This window comes from Corynebacterium sp. (assembly GCF_012837295.1).
Taxonomy (GTDB): domain Bacteria; phylum Actinomycetota; class Actinomycetes; order Mycobacteriales; family Mycobacteriaceae; genus Corynebacterium.
Genome location: NZ_DURI01000103.1, coordinates 1 through 16,279 on the forward strand (window position 1 = coordinate 1; position 16,279 = coordinate 16,279).

General features: G+C 69.7%; 14 protein-coding genes. 9 read left to right on the forward strand and 5 right to left on the reverse strand.

Annotated features, from left to right (window positions below; translation table 11 throughout):
- Positions 1-316 precede the first annotated feature (316 nt).
- The 3 genes from GX015_RS03390 to GX015_RS03400 all read left to right on the forward strand — a co-directional run bounded on the left by GX015_RS03390 (position 317) and on the right by GX015_RS03400 (position 4,635).
- A complete protein-coding gene (locus GX015_RS03390) occupies positions 317-1,936 on the forward strand; it encodes a Re/Si-specific NAD(P)(+) transhydrogenase subunit alpha (protein ID WP_102213792.1) in 1,620 nt (539 codons plus the stop codon).
- 3 nt (positions 1,937-1,939) lie between these two features.
- The gene (locus tag GX015_RS03395) at positions 1,940-3,628 is read left to right on the forward strand and encodes an NAD(P)(+) transhydrogenase (Re/Si-specific) subunit beta (RefSeq protein WP_291342804.1); all 1,689 of its coding nucleotides are present in this window, start codon (positions 1,940-1,942) and stop codon (positions 3,626-3,628) included.
- Between the two features lie 443 nt (positions 3,629-4,071).
- Positions 4,072-4,635: a hypothetical protein gene (locus GX015_RS03400; RefSeq protein ID WP_291342807.1), complete on the forward strand. Its 564-nt coding sequence runs from the start codon at positions 4,072-4,074 to the stop codon at positions 4,633-4,635.
- A 122-nt stretch (positions 4,636-4,757) separates the two neighbouring features.
- Here GX015_RS03400 and GX015_RS03405 read toward each other — a convergent pair whose 3' ends face one another.
- Positions 4,758-5,012 (reverse strand): hypothetical protein, encoded by a 255-nt coding sequence (locus tag GX015_RS03405; RefSeq protein WP_291342808.1) that lies wholly within the window; start codon positions 5,010-5,012, stop codon positions 4,758-4,760.
- Positions 5,013-5,079: 67 nt separating this feature from the next.
- Entirely contained in the window at positions 5,080-6,786 is a 1,707-nt protein-coding gene (locus tag GX015_RS03410; protein WP_291342810.1) for a glycerol-3-phosphate dehydrogenase/oxidase, read from the reverse strand.
- 235 nt (positions 6,787-7,021) lie between these two features.
- Here GX015_RS03410 and GX015_RS03415 point away from each other — a divergent pair, with 235 nt between their 5' ends.
- Both GX015_RS03415 and GX015_RS03420 read left to right on the forward strand, forming a co-directional pair.
- A complete protein-coding gene (locus tag GX015_RS03415) occupies positions 7,022-8,683 on the forward strand; it encodes an FAD-binding oxidoreductase (protein WP_291342811.1) in 1,662 nt (553 codons plus the stop codon).
- Positions 8,673-9,653 carry a diacylglycerol kinase gene (locus GX015_RS03420; RefSeq protein WP_291342812.1) on the forward strand — a complete coding sequence of 327 codons (981 nt, stop codon included), beginning with the start codon at positions 8,673-8,675 and terminating at the stop codon, positions 9,651-9,653. Before GX015_RS03415 ends, GX015_RS03420 begins: the two co-directional genes overlap by 11 nt.
- Before the next feature lie 19 nt (positions 9,654-9,672).
- Here the strand turns inward: GX015_RS03420 and GX015_RS03425 are convergent, their stop codons facing one another.
- On the reverse strand, positions 9,673-10,506 hold the full coding sequence (locus GX015_RS03425) for a L,D-transpeptidase family protein (protein ID WP_291342814.1): 834 nt from the start codon (positions 10,504-10,506) through the stop codon (positions 9,673-9,675).
- Positions 10,507-10,660: 154 nt separating this feature from the next.
- Between GX015_RS03425 and GX015_RS03430 the strand changes: the two genes are divergently transcribed.
- On the forward strand, positions 10,661-11,977 hold the full coding sequence (locus GX015_RS03430; protein WP_291342816.1) for a CapA family protein: 1,317 nt from the start codon (positions 10,661-10,663) through the stop codon (positions 11,975-11,977).
- A 142-nt stretch (positions 11,978-12,119) separates the two neighbouring features.
- Positions 12,120-13,370, forward strand: coding sequence for a CapA family protein (locus GX015_RS03435; RefSeq protein WP_291342818.1), 1,251 nt, complete (start codon positions 12,120-12,122; stop codon positions 13,368-13,370).
- 6 nt (positions 13,371-13,376) lie between these two features.
- Here the strand turns inward: GX015_RS03435 and GX015_RS03440 are convergent, their stop codons facing one another.
- Together GX015_RS03440 and GX015_RS03445 are read right to left on the reverse strand one after the other, a co-directional pair.
- The gene (locus tag GX015_RS03440) at positions 13,377-13,709 is read right to left on the reverse strand and encodes a rhodanese-like domain-containing protein (RefSeq protein WP_291342820.1); all 333 of its coding nucleotides are present in this window, start codon (positions 13,707-13,709) and stop codon (positions 13,377-13,379) included.
- A 65-nt stretch (positions 13,710-13,774) separates the two neighbouring features.
- Complete coding sequence (locus GX015_RS03445; RefSeq protein WP_291342821.1) at positions 13,775-14,701, reverse strand: hypothetical protein; 927 nt, start codon at positions 14,699-14,701, stop codon at positions 13,775-13,777.
- A gap of 141 nt (positions 14,702-14,842) precedes the next feature.
- On the opposite strand from GX015_RS03445, the gene GX015_RS03450 reads away from it, so the two are divergent.
- Both GX015_RS03450 and GX015_RS03455 read left to right on the forward strand, forming a co-directional pair.
- Positions 14,843-15,352 carry a hypothetical protein gene (locus GX015_RS03450; protein WP_291342822.1) on the forward strand — a complete coding sequence of 170 codons (510 nt, stop codon included), beginning with the start codon at positions 14,843-14,845 and terminating at the stop codon, positions 15,350-15,352.
- Positions 15,353-15,639: 287 nt separating this feature from the next.
- A complete protein-coding gene (locus tag GX015_RS03455; protein ID WP_291342824.1) occupies positions 15,640-16,233 on the forward strand; it encodes a DinB family protein in 594 nt (197 codons plus the stop codon).
- Positions 16,234-16,279: the final 46 nt, after the last annotated feature.

Genomic DNA, 16,279 nt, shown 5'->3' on the forward strand with positions numbered 1-16,279 from the left:
CACCGCCCGATAGAACCCACCACCCCCGCACCCCACACCCACCGTGGGGCGCGGGGGCGTTTTCATCCCCCAAAAGAGCCACATCGGCGCACCCCATCACCGTTACCCATGCCCCGGGCGGACTCCACGAACAGCGGCGTCGCAAAGTAACTGGATGATTCCAGAACCGTTTTCCCCGAAACCCGCACGAAACATGCGGTCTTCATCTTTAAATAAGCACACCGACAGCGGCGGAGCATCGGTTACCCCCGGTTCCCACATCATTTCACGCCGCACGCCCGCTTTCACGTCCCGCAAGCACATTCAGGAGTCCACAGTGCGAATCGGAATCCCCATTGAACCCGATGCCCGGCAGCCGCTCGTCGCGGCGACGCCGGACACGGTCGCCAAGCTGATCAAGCTCGGCTACGACGTCGACGTCCAGGCCGGGGCCGGCGACCATGCCGCCTACCCCGACGATCTTTACGCCGCCGCCGGCGCGCGTCTCGTCGGCGAGGACGTATGGCGCGCGGACATCATCACCACACTCGACGCCCCTCCGGCCGAGTTCCGCCGACAGATGAAGCCGGGCGCGATGCTCGTGTCCCGCCTGGCCCCGGGACGCAACCCCGAACTTGTCGACGACCTGGCCTCCTCGCACTTCACCGCACTCGCGATGGACGCTGTGCCACGCCTGTCGCGCGCGCAGTCGATGGACGTGCTGTCCTCCATGGCCAACATCGCCGGCTACCGCGCCGTCGTCGAGGCCGCCAACTCCTTCGGCCGCCTGTTCACCGGGCAGGTCACCGCCGCGGGCAAGGTCCCGCCGGCCACCGTCTACGTCATCGGCGCCGGCGTCGGCGGCCTCGCCGCCATCGGCACCGCCAACTCCATGGGCGCGATCGTCAAGGCCACCGACCTGCGCCCCGAAGCGGGCGAACAGGTCGAGTCCATGGGCGCCGAATTCATTCCCATCCCCGTCGCCTCGGAGAAGTCCACCGACGGCTACGCCAAGGAGATGACCGACGACCAGGCCACCGCCGCCGCCAAGCTCTACGCGGAGCAGTCGGCCGCCGCCGACATCGTCATCACCACCGCGAACATCCCCGGCCGCCAGTCCCCGCGCCTGCTCACCGCCGACGACGTCCGCGCCATGCGCCCGGGCAGCGTCATCGTCGACATGGCCGCGGCCAACGGCGGCAACTGCGAGCTCACCGTGCCAGGCGAGGTCATCGTCACCGACAACGGCGTGACCATCATCGGCCACACCGACCTCGCCGGCCGCCTGCCCGGCCAGGCGTCGCAGCTCTACGGCCAGAACATCGTCAACCTGTTCAAGCTGATCACCCCGGACAAGGACGGGACGCCGATCCTCGACCTCGACGACGAGATCGTCCGAGGAATCACGGTCACGCTGAATGGGGCGTCGTCAAGCAAGGGCGGCGACACCGGCAACGTCGAGGCCGAAACCACCGGCGCGGCCACCGATACCCGCATCCTGTGGCCCCCGCCGCCCGTGCAGGTCTCAGCGACCCCGGCCGCCGCGGCGCAGGAAAAGCTCGCCGCCGCAGCCACCGCCGAAGCCCCCGAGAAAGTCTCCTTCATGGGCGGATCCAAGGCGAAGATCGGGCTCGGCCTGGCCATCGCGCTGGGCGCGGCGGTCATCCTGGCCAGCCCCGCCTCCGTCAGCGTCAACTACATGGTGCTCACCCTGGCCATCGTCCTGGGCTTCTACGTCATCTCCGCCGTCACCCCGCGACTGCACACCCCGCTGATGTCGGAAACCAACGCCATCTCGGGCATCGTGCTCGTCGGCGCGATCCTGGTGGTCAGCTCCACCAACGTGATCGTCAGCTCCCTGGCATTCCTGGCCATCGTCCTGTCGTCGATCAACATCTTCGGCGGCTTCACCATCACCGACCGCATGCTCGGCATGTTCCGCAAGGAGGAGGCGTAAGACATGAGCGCATTCAACGACTTCACGCACGACGTCGCATTCACCGCCGCAGCAGCGGCCGACGGCGCGGCGACCACCGCCACCGCCACCGGCACCGACGCCCTACTGGACTGGACCAACCGCCTGTCCACGCTCGGCTACATCGCCGCGGCACTGCTGTTCATCATGTCCCTGGCCGCCCTGTCCAAGCCGGAAACCGCCCGCCGCGGCAACGCGCTGGGCATGACCGGCATGGGCATCGCGGTGCTCATCGCGATTTTCCAGGCCACCGCCACCGCGGCCCGCGACACCACCGGCGAGCACATGGGCCCGCTGGTCACCATCATCCTCATCGGCCTGGCCATGGCGCTGGGCGGCATGTTCGGCGTGTGGCGCGCCCGCTCGGTCGAGATGACCGGCCTGCCGCAGCTGATCGCCTACTTCAACGGCTTCGTCGGCCTGGCCGCCGTGTTCATCGGCTACAACTCCTTCATGGAGGACGGCGGCCTGACCGGCAACGCGCAGGCCTTCCACCTCGGCGAGGTGTTCCTGGGCACGTTCATCGGCGCGGTGACCTTCTCCGGTTCCGTCGTCGCCGGACTGAAGCTGGCGGAGAAGATCAAGGGCGCCCCAGTGCTGCTGCCGGCGCGCAACCTGCTCAACCTCGCGATCCTGGTCATTTCCGTGGCGCTGATGGTCGCGTTCATCATCGTCGGCGACGGCTCGGTGGCATGGATCGCCCTGGGCGTCATGACCGCCCTGGCCCTGTTCCTCGGCTGGCACCTGGTCATCGCCATCGGCGGCGGCGACATGCCGGTCGTGGTGTCGATCATGAACTCCTACTCGGGCTGGGCCGCGGCGTTCACCGGCCTGATGCTGGCCAACCCGCTGCTGATCATCACCGGCGCGCTGGTCGGTTCCTCCGGCGCGTACCTGAGCTACATCATGTGCCAGGCGATGAACCGCTCCTTCCTCAACGTCCTGCTCGGCGGCTTCGGCACCGACGGCGGCGTGGTCGCAGACGGCGGCGAGGCCGGCACGCACACCGAGGTCTCCGCGTCCGAGACCGCGGACCTGCTGAAGATGGCCAAGACCGTCATGATCACCCCGGGCTACGGCATGGCCGTGTCGCAGGCGCAGTACCCCGTCGCCGAGCTGACCCGCACGCTGCGCGAGGCCGGCAAGGACGTCACCTTCGGCATCCACCCGGTCGCAGGCCGCCTGCCGGGCCACATGAACGTCCTGCTCGCCGAGGCCAAGGTCCCCTATGACCTGGTGCTGGAGATGGACGAGGTCAACGACGATTTCGCCGACGTCGACGTCGTGCTGGTCATCGGCGCCAACGACACCGTCAACCCGATCGCCGAGCAGCCCGGCTCCCCCATCGCCGGCATGCCGGTGCTGAAGGTCTGGGAGGCCGAGAACGTGGTGGTGTTCAAGCGCTCCATGGGCTCCGGTTACGCGGGCGTGCAGAATCCGCTGTTCTTCAACGACAACACGGACATGCTGCTCGGCGACGCTAAGTCGTCGGTCGAGTCGATCATCTCCGAGCTGAAGTCGGGAGCCGGTGCGGCCGCCGGTGGCGCCGGCGCATCGCGTTCGGCCGGTGCCTCCGGCGCGGCGGGCGCGGCCGGTGCCGGTGCCGGTGCCGCGGGCGGGTCGCGCGACGCCTCCGGTGCCCGTCAGGTCCCGGCCTCCGTGCACGGAAAGTAGTCCCCGCCGGGAAGTTCGGTGGGCCGGGCGCACCGTTCGAGCACCATCCGCCGCCCCTCAAGGCAGGCTCGAGGACTTTCCGCGCAGAAAGACGCCGGATGGGCAGAAAGACGTCGTCAACCACATCTTCTGTCCACCCGGCGTCTTTCTGTGCGCAGGCCAGCGCGCAGCTCGGCGGATTTCGGCACTCCCGTCCGCCGCATCGTCCGCCGCACCTCCTGCTCCCGCCCGACACACCGCGTGCCACGCCTCCTTCCACCCGTCCGCCGCATCGTCCGCCGCATCATCCAACGCACCCCGCCGCACCACCTCCCGCACCGCCCGCCGCGGCTAGAATCCGGGAAAACGCCCGGCCCACGCGCCGGTTCGCCCGTTCCGCGGCCCGCATTGCACCGCCGAACCGAACCGCGCTCCGGCCGGCCGATCGCACTGCAGGAGGTCCCATGGGCAATTTCGCCGATTTCGCCATCATCCCCGCCTCGGCGTTCGAGGAGATCATGCGCCTCGGCGCCGCGGGCGACGCCGACGCCGCGGCCGACCTGATCATCGATCTGCTCGACGCGACTCCGGACGAGGATTGCGCGCTGTGCGGCGACGAGCTCTCCCGCACGCGCCTGGGCGAGCATTGGCAGGGGGTGCTCGCGCTGTTGACCGGCGGCGACTCCCTCCGCGGGAATTCCGGCGCGCCGCACTCCCCGGCCGATCCGCGCCGCGAGGCCCTGCTCGGGGAGCATGAGTTCTTCGCCGATGCCCACTATGGGGTCGTTTCGCCGGAGCGGGTGGGCGTCGTCAAGCAGGCGCTTGAGGACGTCGATGCGGATGCCGCCATCGACGACGGTTCCGGCGCGTCCGGCCTGCGCGGGCTGCTGGGGCGGCGGCGCCAGCGGATTCATGGCGTGGCCTGCGATTATCCGGTGCATCACGTCCGCAATTCGTATGAGGCGCTCGTGGACATTTACCGCGATGCGGAGGCGCGCGGGGCGGGCGTGGTCATCGCGATCGGGTAGGCGGCCGGCTCTTTCGCTTGACGACGCCCACCTCCGACCCGTCGCGCGCGAACGCCGGGGCGACAGGGCCGTCGAGTGGCCCGGTCGCCCCGGCGTCGTGCGCGGCAGTGGCGCACCGCGGTCTATTCGGCCCCGGGGACCCCTGCGGCGATGTTGGCGGCGCGCAGGCCGTTATCGCGGGTCAACGGTGCCGGAGCCGCGGACCGTGCGGGGAGCGCCGGGGCCGCGGCGCCAATCACGCCCTTCGAGCCCCTCTTGCCCTTCGCGCCCTTCGCGCCCTTCGAGCCCGACGCCGTCAGCCGGCGGATGACCTTCGCCGCGGTGACGGGCTTTTCCACCAGCACCCAGTTGATGGCCCTGTTCCTGAGATCGTTCATCGCAGCCGCGATCCTTCCTCGCTTCTTCATTTCCGTGTCGCTATCGCCGTGTGGTTCCGCAATCGGTTCACTCGTCGCCGTCGACGGCGATGCCGTGCAGCTCGAGGACTTCCCGGGCGAAGGGCACCGCGGCGGCGCGGTCCTCGGCGATCATGCCGATGCGCGTGCGGCGGTCGACGATGTCGCCGACGGTCAGGGCGCCCTCGTGGGTGACGGCGTACTCGAACTCGGCGCGGATGACGTCGAATCCGGCGACGCGGCCGAGCGGGTCCGCCACCGTCGCGGCGGCGACGACCTTCGGCGCCTCGTGCCCGAAGCGGTCGACCAGCGACTGCGGCAGCGCGGAAAGGTCCGCCTCCGTCACGCCGCGACTGGCCTTGTGCCCGGGGGCGCCGACCAGCGGCAGCTCCATGGTCCGGCAGTCGGCGGCGCGGATGCCCCGATCGGAGAGTACGAAGTCGACGGCCTCCTGGGCCATGAGCCGGTACTCGGTGAACTTGCCGCCGACGATGGAGATCAGCCCATCGGCGGACTTCACCGTCGCGTGCCGGCGGGACAGGTCCGCGGTCGAGCCGGCCTCGCCCGCACCACCGTCGCCGTTGCTCCCGTCGCCGTCGGCGCTTTCAAGGTCGCCGCCCGACGCCTCCTCCACTATCTCCGTGCCCGCGCCCTCCGGCACGAGCAGCGGCCGCAGCCCGGTGAACGCGCCGCGCACGTCGTCGCGGGTGACCTTGGCGCCCAGCGCCCGGTTGATGTTCTCCAGCAGGAATTCGACGTCGGATTCCGGCGTCGGCGGCACGTCGGGGATCGCGCCGGGGGTGTCCTCGTCGGTGAGCCCCAGGTACACGCGCCCCAGCTGCGCAGGAAGGATGAACAGGTACCGGCTGATCGAACCCGGCAACGGGATGGTCAACGCTCCGGTCGGATTGCCGAAGGTCTCCGCGTCGAACACCAGGTGGGTGCCGCGGGAGGGCCGGACGCGGATGCCGTCGTCGAGGCCGCCGGCCCACACGCCGGTGGCGTTGACCACGGCGCGTGCGGGCAGGTGGAAGCTCTCGCCGGTGAGCTCGTCGACGAGCGTCGCCCCATCGCCGGTGGCGTCGGCGGCGGAGCAGTGCGTGATCACGCGGGCTCCGTTTTCGGCGGCGGTGCGGGCGATGGCGGTGACCACGCGGGCGTCGTCGACCATCTGGCCGTCGTAGTTGACCCACGCACCGCGCAGCCCGTCGCGCAGGGCGGAGGGCACCATCTTCAGCGTCGCGTCACGGTTGAGGTAGCGCGATCGCGGCAGGATCGACGACGGCGTCCGCGCGGCCAGGCGCAGCATGTCGCCGGCGATGTAACCGACGCGCACGGCCGCTTTCTGGATGAGGTTGGTGTCGTCGGCAAGCGGGGTGACCTGCGGCAGCGCGCGCACGAGGTGGGGCGCGATGTGCCGCATCAGCCGGCCGCGCTCCACGGCCGAGTGGTACGCGATGCCGATCTCGAGCTTGGTCAGGTACCGCAGGCCGCCGTGGGCGAGCTTCGAGGACCAGCGGGAGGTCCCGAATCCCAGGTCATGCTTTTCGACGAGCACGACGTCGAGCCCACGGGTCACCGCGTCGAGTGCGACGCCCACGCCCGTGATGCCGCCGCCAATGATGATCAGGTCGACGGGGTCGTCGGAGCCGCGCCCCTTCAGTTCGTCGATCCAGGCGGCCCGGCGGGCGCCGTCGAGCGCGGTGGGATCGGCCGGCGTGCCGGGGGCGGTGTGCCCGTCATGTGCGTTGTCCATCGACCCAAGTGTCCCTTCTTCGAGGCTCGGGGCCGGCGTGCGGGGCGCGCGCGTCGGCTTTTCCCGTGGTTCCCGGTCGGCCCCGTGGGCTCTCCGGGTTGTGAACTGCCCCAAGATTGACCCGCCGCATTACAGTTTGTCAACAACTGTCACGCCCCACGCAATTACCCCCGCCAACCCCGCTTTCCCATGAGGGTCTGGTTTCCACTTTGCTCCGATGTGTAACATTCGAGCCATGAACGGTCATCATGACACTGGAGTTCCGCTCCCGCCCATGGAGTTCAACCTCTGGGGCACGCCGGACGAGGCCAAGCCGCTCTCCCATGGCGTGCAAAAGTTGCTCACGGACGTCTTCAACGTCGACAAGCCCCTGCCCCGCATCCCGGACGCCGACGTCCTCATCGCCGAGACGCGTCTCGGCCCGGACGACGTCGCCGCGCTGACGGACATCGTCGGAGCCTCCCGCGTGACCGGCGACAAGCTGCAGAAACTCGCGCGCGCCCGCGGCAAGTCCTACCCCGACCTCATCGGCTGGCGGCTCGGCGGCGTCCACGACGTCCCCGACGCCATCGTCGCCCCGTCCACCGACGAGCAGGTCCTGGAGATCCTGCGGTGGGCCACCCGCGAGCGCGTCGCGGTGGTGCCCTTCGGCGGCGGCACGACCGTCGTCGGCGGCGTCAGCCCGGACCGCGGCGGCCTGCGCGCGGTGATCAGCCTGGATCTGGCGCTTTTCGACGAGCTCACCGACGTCGACGCCGAATCCGGCCTGGCCACTCTCGGCGCCGGCCTGTCGGGCCCCGCCGCTGAGCTGCTGCTCGCCGACCATGGCCTGCAGATCGGCCACTATCCCCAGTCGTTCCCCTACGCCACCATCGGCGGCTACGCGGCGACGCGCTCGTCGGGGCAGTCGTCGGCGGGCTACGGGCGTTTCGACGAGATGGTGCGCTCGTTCACCATCGTCACCCCCTCGGGGATCCTCGAGGTCGGCGACGCCTCCCCGGCCACCGCCGCGGGCCCCGACCTGCGCGAGCTGTTCCTGGGCTCCGAGGGCGCGTTCGGCGTCATCACGCGGGTGCGCCTGCGCGTGCACCCGGTCCCGCAGGTCAAGCGCTACGAGGCGTTTTCCTTCCCCACCTTCGAGGCGGGGGTCGCCGGCCTGCGGGCCGTCGAGCAGGCTGGCGCGGGCCCGACGGTGATCAGGCTTTCCGACGAGATCGAGTCCAGCGTCAACCTGACTTCCGGCGACTCCATCGGCGACGGTTCCCGGGCGCCGGAAGGGTGCCTGTGCCTGACCATGTTCGAGGGCACCGCCGAGCACGCGGCGTCGCGGCACGCGGAAACGCGGGCGCTGCTCATCGCCGCCGGCGGCACCCCCGCCGGAGAGGGCCCGGTGCGGTCGTGGGAGCAGGGCCGTTTCGGTGCCCCGGTGCTCCGCGACGGCCTGCTGGACAACGGCGCCATCTGCGAGACGCTCGAGACCGCCACCGACTGGTCGAACGTCGCCAGGCTGAAGAAGGCCGTCACCCGCGCCCTGGCCGACACCCTGCGCTCGACGGGCACGATGGCGCTGGTCATGTGCCACGTCTCCCACGTGTACCGGGAGGGCTGCTCGCTGTACTTCACCGTCATCGCCGCCCAGAGCGATGACCCCGAGGCCCAGTGGTGGGCGGCGAAGGGCGCGGCATGCCGTGCCATCGTGGACAACGGCGGCACCATCACGCACCACCACTCGATCGGCACCGATCACGCCCCGTACCTGGCGGACGAAATCGGCGACCTGGGCGTGGCGGTGCTGCGCGCGGTGAAGTCCGAACTCGACCCGGCGGGGATCATGAACCCGGGCAAACTGCTGACGATTGAAGGGTCCGGCGAAGGGGTGTCCCGCGATGAGCGCTGACGAGACCCCGCAGCCGAACAACGCCGCTTCGGCCAACAACGCCCCGCATCCGGAGACCTACCGCGAAGGCAAGCTCGACGTCCGCCGCGTCGCCATGATCACGAATCCGAAGGCCGGCAAGGGCCGGTCGGGAGACAAGCTGGCCAAGGCCCGCAATCGCCTGGTGGAGCTCGGCGTCGACGTGGTTCACATGCAGGGTGCAAGCGCCGAGGCATCGCGGGAGCTGGCGGCCGAGGCCGTCGCCGATGACGCCATCGACGCGATCGCCTGCTGCGGCGGCGACGGCCTGGTGTCGCTGGTGCTGCAGGAGCAGGCGATGTCGGGCAAGCCGCTCGGCATCATCCCCACCGGCACCGGCAACGACCACGCCCGCGAGTACGGAATTCCTCTGGATCCCGAACGCGCGGCGGAGACCATCGCCGTCGGCCGCTACCGCACCACGGACCTCGGCCTGATGCGCGGCCCGGGCGTCGACGGCCATTGGTTCGGCACGATCGCCATGGCCGGCTTCGACTCCCTGGTCACCGAGCGCACGAACCAGATTTCGTGGCCGACGGGCAAGATGCGGTACGTCGCGGCGATCGGCATCGAGTTCGCGAAGTTCCATTCGCTGCCCACGCGCCTGGTCATCGAGCGCGATCTGGTGCTCGACGAGAACCTGACCATGGTCGCCATCGGCAACACCCGCACGTACGGCGGCGGGATGAAGGTCTGCCCCACCGCCGATCCGGCGGACGGGATGCTCAACGTCACGGTGCTCAAGCGACTGTCGCGGCGGCGGGCGGCGGTGAAGTTCCCGAAGATCTTCACCGGCGAGTTCCTCAACGAGGAGGGCGTGTCCACGTTCCGCGCGTCGCACATCGCGCTGCGCGTGGACGGCGTGACGGCCTTCGCGGACGGCGATCCGGTCGGTCCGGCCGACATCACCGTCGAGTGCGTGCCGGGCGCGGGCAGCTACATCATCCCCTGACCGGGTCCGGTCGGCTCCGCTAGATGGTCACCACGATGTCGTTGGGCTGCAGCACGTCGAAGAAGTGCATGGCCTCGGGGTTGGACAGGTGGATGCAGCCGTGCGAGTCCTCGGTGAGGTCGCCCTCGTGGAAGGCGACGCCGGTGGTGGTGAAGTACACCGAGTACGGCATCGGCTCGTTGTCGAAGACGTAGCTGATCTCGTCGCGGACCTTCCGCTGGACGGTGAATTCGCCGCGCGGGGTCTCGTAGCCGGGCATGCCCGTCGTGATGGGCACCGGGCCGCGGCTGACCTGTCCGTTTTCCTGCAGCCACGCCAGGCGATTGTCCACGTCGACGCAGGCGCGGGCGTGCGGCGGGCACGGGTTGTGCACCAGCGCGCCGTCGGGCGTGAGGTTCCACTCGTGGAGGGTGGCGTTGACCGTCTCGATGACGTCGGCCTCGTTCATCGGCTCCGTGGCGCCGACGCGGTCGTGGATCTCCACGTTGCGCGGGAACGGCACGGGCACTCCGTCGAGGTGGCGCTGGATCATCTCGCCGCGGACCTCGGCGGCCAGCGGGCGGGGCGCGACCTCCGTGGTCGCGTCGGCGGTGAGCACTTCCTCGGTTTCGCGTGGCTCGGTCATCGCGATCGACGCGACGACCCCGAGCGTGAGCACGCCCAGGATCGCGGCAGCGCCGGCGAGCACGGACCGCTTGGGACCGGTGCTCGCGGGTGCGGGTGCTTGACGACGGCGCCGACGCCCACCCCGGTTCGACGCCCTATCCGGATCGACCTGCACCCGCCACTGCTGAGAGCCACCGGTGGCGCGGTGGCTGCGGCGCTGGCGGCGGGAAGCGGGTGAATCGGTCACGGGGCCAATGTACCGGTGCGACGTGGCGAGTTGAATGCCGGGTGGACGATGGTGATCGAATCGTCACGCAATCGTGCACCGCCTGCGCACTCGACTGACGGCGCGCATGGCTCCGCAGCCCGAACTCTCGCGACATGCGCATACTGGAACCACCATGACTGCCACCTCATCTTCGCGGCGCGGCGACGGCCCCGGGCCACGCCGCCGGGTCCTCGTCCTCATCCTCGCGGCCGTGCTCGTCGGCGCCGCCCTCGTCGCCGGCATCGGCTACGCCACCGGCCTCATCGGCGAGGGCAGCCGCACCGATCCCGCCGCGAGCGCAGATGGCGGGGCCGGAAGCGCGAACGGCAGCGGCACCGGAGCAGGCGGCGCCGAAGACAACGCCGGAAACGACGCGGCCCCCTCCGGAGGGACGGGCGACGACGGGCGGGACGGGACGTCGTCAAGCGAGAAGCCGGACCCGAACCGCCTGACGGTGACGGTCTCCGGTGACCTGCTGTGGCACGAGGAAGTGTGGGCCTCCGGCGAAAACGGCGACGGGACGTGGGATTTCGCGGACATGTTCGCCGACGTCAAACCCATGATCGAGGGCGCGGACGTGGCCATCTGCCACCAGGAAACCGTCTTCGCGCCGCCGGAGGGCCCGTACCTGGGCTACCCCGGGTTCCAGTCGCCGCCGCAGGTCATCGACGCGATCAAGGACACCGGCTGGGACATGTGCACCACCGCGTCGAACCATTCGGTGGACGCGGGGACGGAGGGGCTGTTCCGGACGCTCGACACGTTCGACCGGGCGGGCATCCTCCATTCGGGCGCGGCGCGCAGCCCGGAGGAGATGGACGCGCCGAGGATCGTCACCGCCGCCAACGGCGCCCGCATCGCCGTCGTGACCGGCACCTACGGCACCAACGGCATCCCGGTCGAGCACCCGTGGCTGGTCGGCGACCTGAACCCGGACACGCTGCTGGCCAAGGCCGCGGCGGCGCGGGCGGCGGGCGCGGACATCGTCATGGTGGCCATGCACGCCGGCGAGGAAGCCGTCGTCGAGCCGACCCAGCAGCAGACCGAGCTGGCGCAGATCCTCACCGCCTCCCCCGACGTCGACGTCGTCTACGGCCACCACATCCACGCCGTCCAGCCGATCGAGCAGGTCAACGGAAAGTGGGTCATCTACGGCCTGGGCAACATGGTCGCGCACCAGTCCGCCGAAACCGTCCTGTCCTACGAGGGCATCACCGTCGAGCTGGAGTTTTCGCTTGACGACGGCTCGTGGGGCGTGTCCGGTTTGAGCTACGTCCCCACCGCCGTGACCCCGTATCAGACGTTCCCCGTGCGGGTTTCGCCCGTGTCGACGCTGATGGGGCGCGCCACCGACGACGCCGAACGCGCCCGATTGAACGAGACGCTGGACCGCACCCGCGGGGCGATCTTCAGCCGAGGCCTCGATCCGGCGCTCGTCCGCGAGAAGTAGCCGGCGGCGGCGAGAGGCTGCGGGGCACTGACGACCGGCGGCGATTCGAGGGAGGCACGACTGATACGGCCCCATTATTGGGGTCACCCAGACGGGCCATAAAGAGTTGCACGTTCTCAGGGAAAAATAAGACGATCAGGCCATGCCCCTCGGTTTCCCCGCCCCCATCGCCCAGAACACCCCTCCGCCGGAAGGTGGGCGTCGCCAAGCAACCCGCGACGCCGGGCAGCCCCGGAGCCGGACCCGCACGGCCATCGCCGCAGGCACGATCGGCCTGCTCGCGGCCCTGAGCGCGTGCTCGTCCGACGCGTCGTACGACGAAACCGCCGACGCCGCTCCCTTGCCCGCCGAGGTCACCGTGAACCTCACCGGCGACCTGCTGTGGCACCCGGCCGTGTACGAGTCCGGCATGATGCCCGACGGTTCGTGGGACTACACCGACACCTTCGCCGGCGTGCAGCCCGAGGTCGAGGCCGCGGACATGGCGATCTGCCACCAGGAAGTGCCCTTCGCCAACTGGGGCGGCCCGTACTCCGGCTACCCGAGCTTCCAGGCGCCGCCGCCGATCGCCGGCGAGGTCGTGAAGGCCGGCTGGGACATGTGCACCACCGCGTCGAACCACTCGGTCGACGCCGGCACCGAGGGGCTGATCCGCACCCTCGACATCATGGACGAAGCCGGACTGGAGCACGCCGGCATGGCGCGCACGCAGGAGGAGTTCGACGAGCCGCGCATCCACGAGACCGCCGACGGCGTGAAGATCGCCGTCGTCGCCGGCACGTACGGCACCAACGGCATCCCCGTCGAGTTCCCGTACCTGGTGCCGGACCTCGACCCGGACACCCTGCTGAAGCGGGCCGCCGACGCGCGGGCCGCGGGCGCGGACATCGTCATGGTGGCCATGCACGCCGGCGACGAGGGCGTCACCGAGCCGACTGCCCAGCAGCAGGAGCTGGCCGACATCTTGACCAAGTCCGACGACGTCGACATCGTCTACGGCCACCACGCGCACGCCGTGCAGCCCATTGAGAAGGTCAACGGCAAGTGGGTCGTCTACGGCCTGGGCAACCTGGTCGCCCAGCAGCTGTCGACGAACATTCCCGCGTTCGAGGGCCTCATGGTCGACGTGACCTTCGTGCCCAAGGACGGCGCCGACGCCGAGACCGAGGGGCCGGCGTGGGAGGTCGGGACCGTGCAGTTCACCCCGACCATCATCTCGCCGCCGGGCATCAGCCCGGTGACGGTGACGACCATCGACAAGGCCATCGAGGCCCTGCGCGCCGAGTACGGCGACCAGGCCGACGTCTCCGGCCTCGAGGCCGCCCGCGAGCGCACCCGCGCCGCCGTGTACTCGCGCGGTGCCGAGGGCGAGACCGACCTCGTCGAGGGGTAGGTCAGCCTAGCGCTTCACCTGGCCGCCGGCGTTCTGCCAGGCAGTGACGCCGCCGGAGAGCCAGTAGGCGTCGAAGCCCTGCTTCCGCAGCTGGTTGCAGGCGCGGCGAGCACGGGGGCCGTGCGCGCAGACGGTGACGACCGGATGCTTCGCGTTGAGCTCCTTCGCGCGCGCCGAGATCTGCTGCACGGGGATGTGCGTGGACTTCTTCGGCGAGGTCAGCCGACGTTCGGCGTCGGTGCGGACGTCGACGAGGCGGGCACCGTCCTTGCACATCTGCACGGCCTCGGCGCCGCCGATCTTGCCCTCGGAACCGAAGAGCTTCGCGAAAAATGACATGTGGGGACCTTCCGGGAGGGACGGGCGATGACTTCGCTGAACATCATACCCCCTGGGGCATGCGATCAGAGCGGCGCCTGAACGCGGATGCCGCGGTCCTCGTGCTCGCACACGGTCTTCGCCTTCAGCTCCTGCGATCGGCCGTAGGTCGGCGAGCTGCACACCCAGCCGTCGAATTCGACGTACATGGCGTTGCCGGTCCCCTCGGACGGCATGCGCTCGTCGTATTCATCGAGCACCGCCATCGCTTCCTCGCAGGTGATCTCGCCTTCGACGACGTCGGCAAGGCGATGGCCCTCCATCGCGCCGCACAGCATCGGGGCCTGAACCAGGACATCGGTGCCGGTCTGATATTCGGTGCCCGGCTGATCCCCGGCATTGGCCCGGAGTTCCTCGGGGTCGAGGACCGGGCCATCGGTGGTGATGTCCCGGTCGGAGCCCTGGATCTGGAACGCAGCCCCGTCGGAGACGCACGCCAGAGTCGAGTCATCCGGTTTCGCGCACTTGACGGCACCGAAATTGACCCACTGGCCCGTTTCCAGCTCCGTCTTCGCCGGCTGCACCCCCTCCGCGATCACATAGGCGACGCCGGACGACGCGATCGCCACCGCACCGGGGCGACCGGAAAACGGCGGCATGTCCACGTTGGGGACATCATCGGCGGCAGTGCCGATGCACGTGACGATCAGCCCGTTGACGAAGCACTCCCCCGTCGTCCCGTCTACGACGTACGTCAGCGACTGAACGCTGTGATCCCGGAAGGTGCTCGGATCGACTTGCTGCAACGAATCGAAATCGACGTCGATGCCCGCACTTTGCTCCTCGTCCGCAGTTTCCGTGACGGTCACCGTGGACCGTTCGGCGCTTTGCGACGCCCCCGCGTCCGGCGACGGAGCAGCCTCCTGGTCGGTGCCGCCGTCACCGCACGAGGCCAGGAGCAGACCCGTCGCACCGATGAGCGCGGCGGCGGACATGAGACGTGACTTCGGCATCGTTTCCATGTCAATAGGTTGCCACGATTTCAGCGCGGCGGCTGGTCGGGGGCGATGACCACGCGGTGCATAATTGAACGGCGGCCAGCCGCGAGGATTCACCCCGCCAGGTCGCCCACTGAAGCAAGTCGGAAGGCACTCATGAACAAGAAGCTTCTGATCAGCACGCTCGCGGCCGCCCTGATGGTTCTCCCCGCCTGTTCCGACGGTGAGACGACGGTGGAAACGGTGACCGAAACGACGACGGTGGAAAGCCCGAAGAAGCCGAACCCAACGGACGGCGACTCCTCGGATAGGCCGGAAAAGAAGGATTCCAAGGCCGCCCCGAAGACCACGACGTCCCGCGCCGGCCACATGGGCTACACGGGCGCGCCGACCGGTGACCCGACGCCGATCAACAAGTCCATCGCCCGCTGCGCCAAGTCGTCCGAGGGCCTCTACGAGCAGGGCACCACCTGGTTCACCGACGGCACCTCCGGTTGGACTCAGTACTGCTCCAACAACTTCAACGACGGGCCACCGCCCGTCTACGAGCCGTACACGCCGCCCGCCCAAAACACCCCGTCACCTTGGGTGCAGGGCCAGATCGACTGGTCCAGCTGCCTCGAGTCCGGCAAGTCCGAGGAACAGTGCCGGGCAGAGTTGAACTGACCAACCGAGGTTGAGGGTGGTTCTTGGCCACGATTTCAGCGCGACGGCTGGTCGGGGGCGGCGCTCCCACGAAACGGGACCGCTGCCGCCGAGCTCCTCTCAGATACCTACGATTGGGCCAGATACCTACGTTCAAACGTGAGTATCTGGCCGAAACGTAGGTATCTGACGCGCTAACCGCGTCCCCAAAACTCGCCCCCGGCCGACCCCGGCGGCGAAGGCGGCTCGATGTGGGCGTCGGGCCGTCGTAAAGCCCAGTGCCGGGACCGAAGGCGCACAATGGGGGCATGGACGACACCGCAAGCACCGGCAGCCCCATACTCGACGTTCTCATCGAGCAGCTCGAGTGGCACTGGACCAACCAGCTGCGGCCGCGGCTCGACGGCCTCACCGACGACGAGTACCTGTGGGAGCCCGTCGCCGGCGCGTGGTCCGTGCGGCCCGGCGCGGGCGGCGACGGCCCGACCTCCCCGTTCGCGGTGAACCCGGCCGCGCCGACGACGATCGACTTCGCCTTCCCCGAGCCCATCCCCGCGCCGGTGACCACCATCGCGTGGCGGCTGGCGCACGTCATCGTCGGCTGCCTCGGCGCCCGCCTGGCCAATCACTTCGGCGGCCCCGCAGTCGATTACGGCACCTTCCCCTACTCCCTCACCGCCGCCGGCGCGCTCGCCCAGCTCGACGAGGCGTACGCCGCGTGGATCGACGCGCTCCGTTCGCTTGACGACGCCGCCCTCGCCCGCCCCGTCGGCCCCACCGAAGGCCCGTGGGCGGAGCATTCGATGGGCACGCTGATCGCGCACATCCACCGCGAGATCATCCACCACGGCGCGGAAGTCACCCTGCTGCGCGACCTCCGGGCGCACCGGGGCACCTTGTAACCTCATGACCATGCCCAACGACGCGCCGCAGCCCGACGCCCGCACC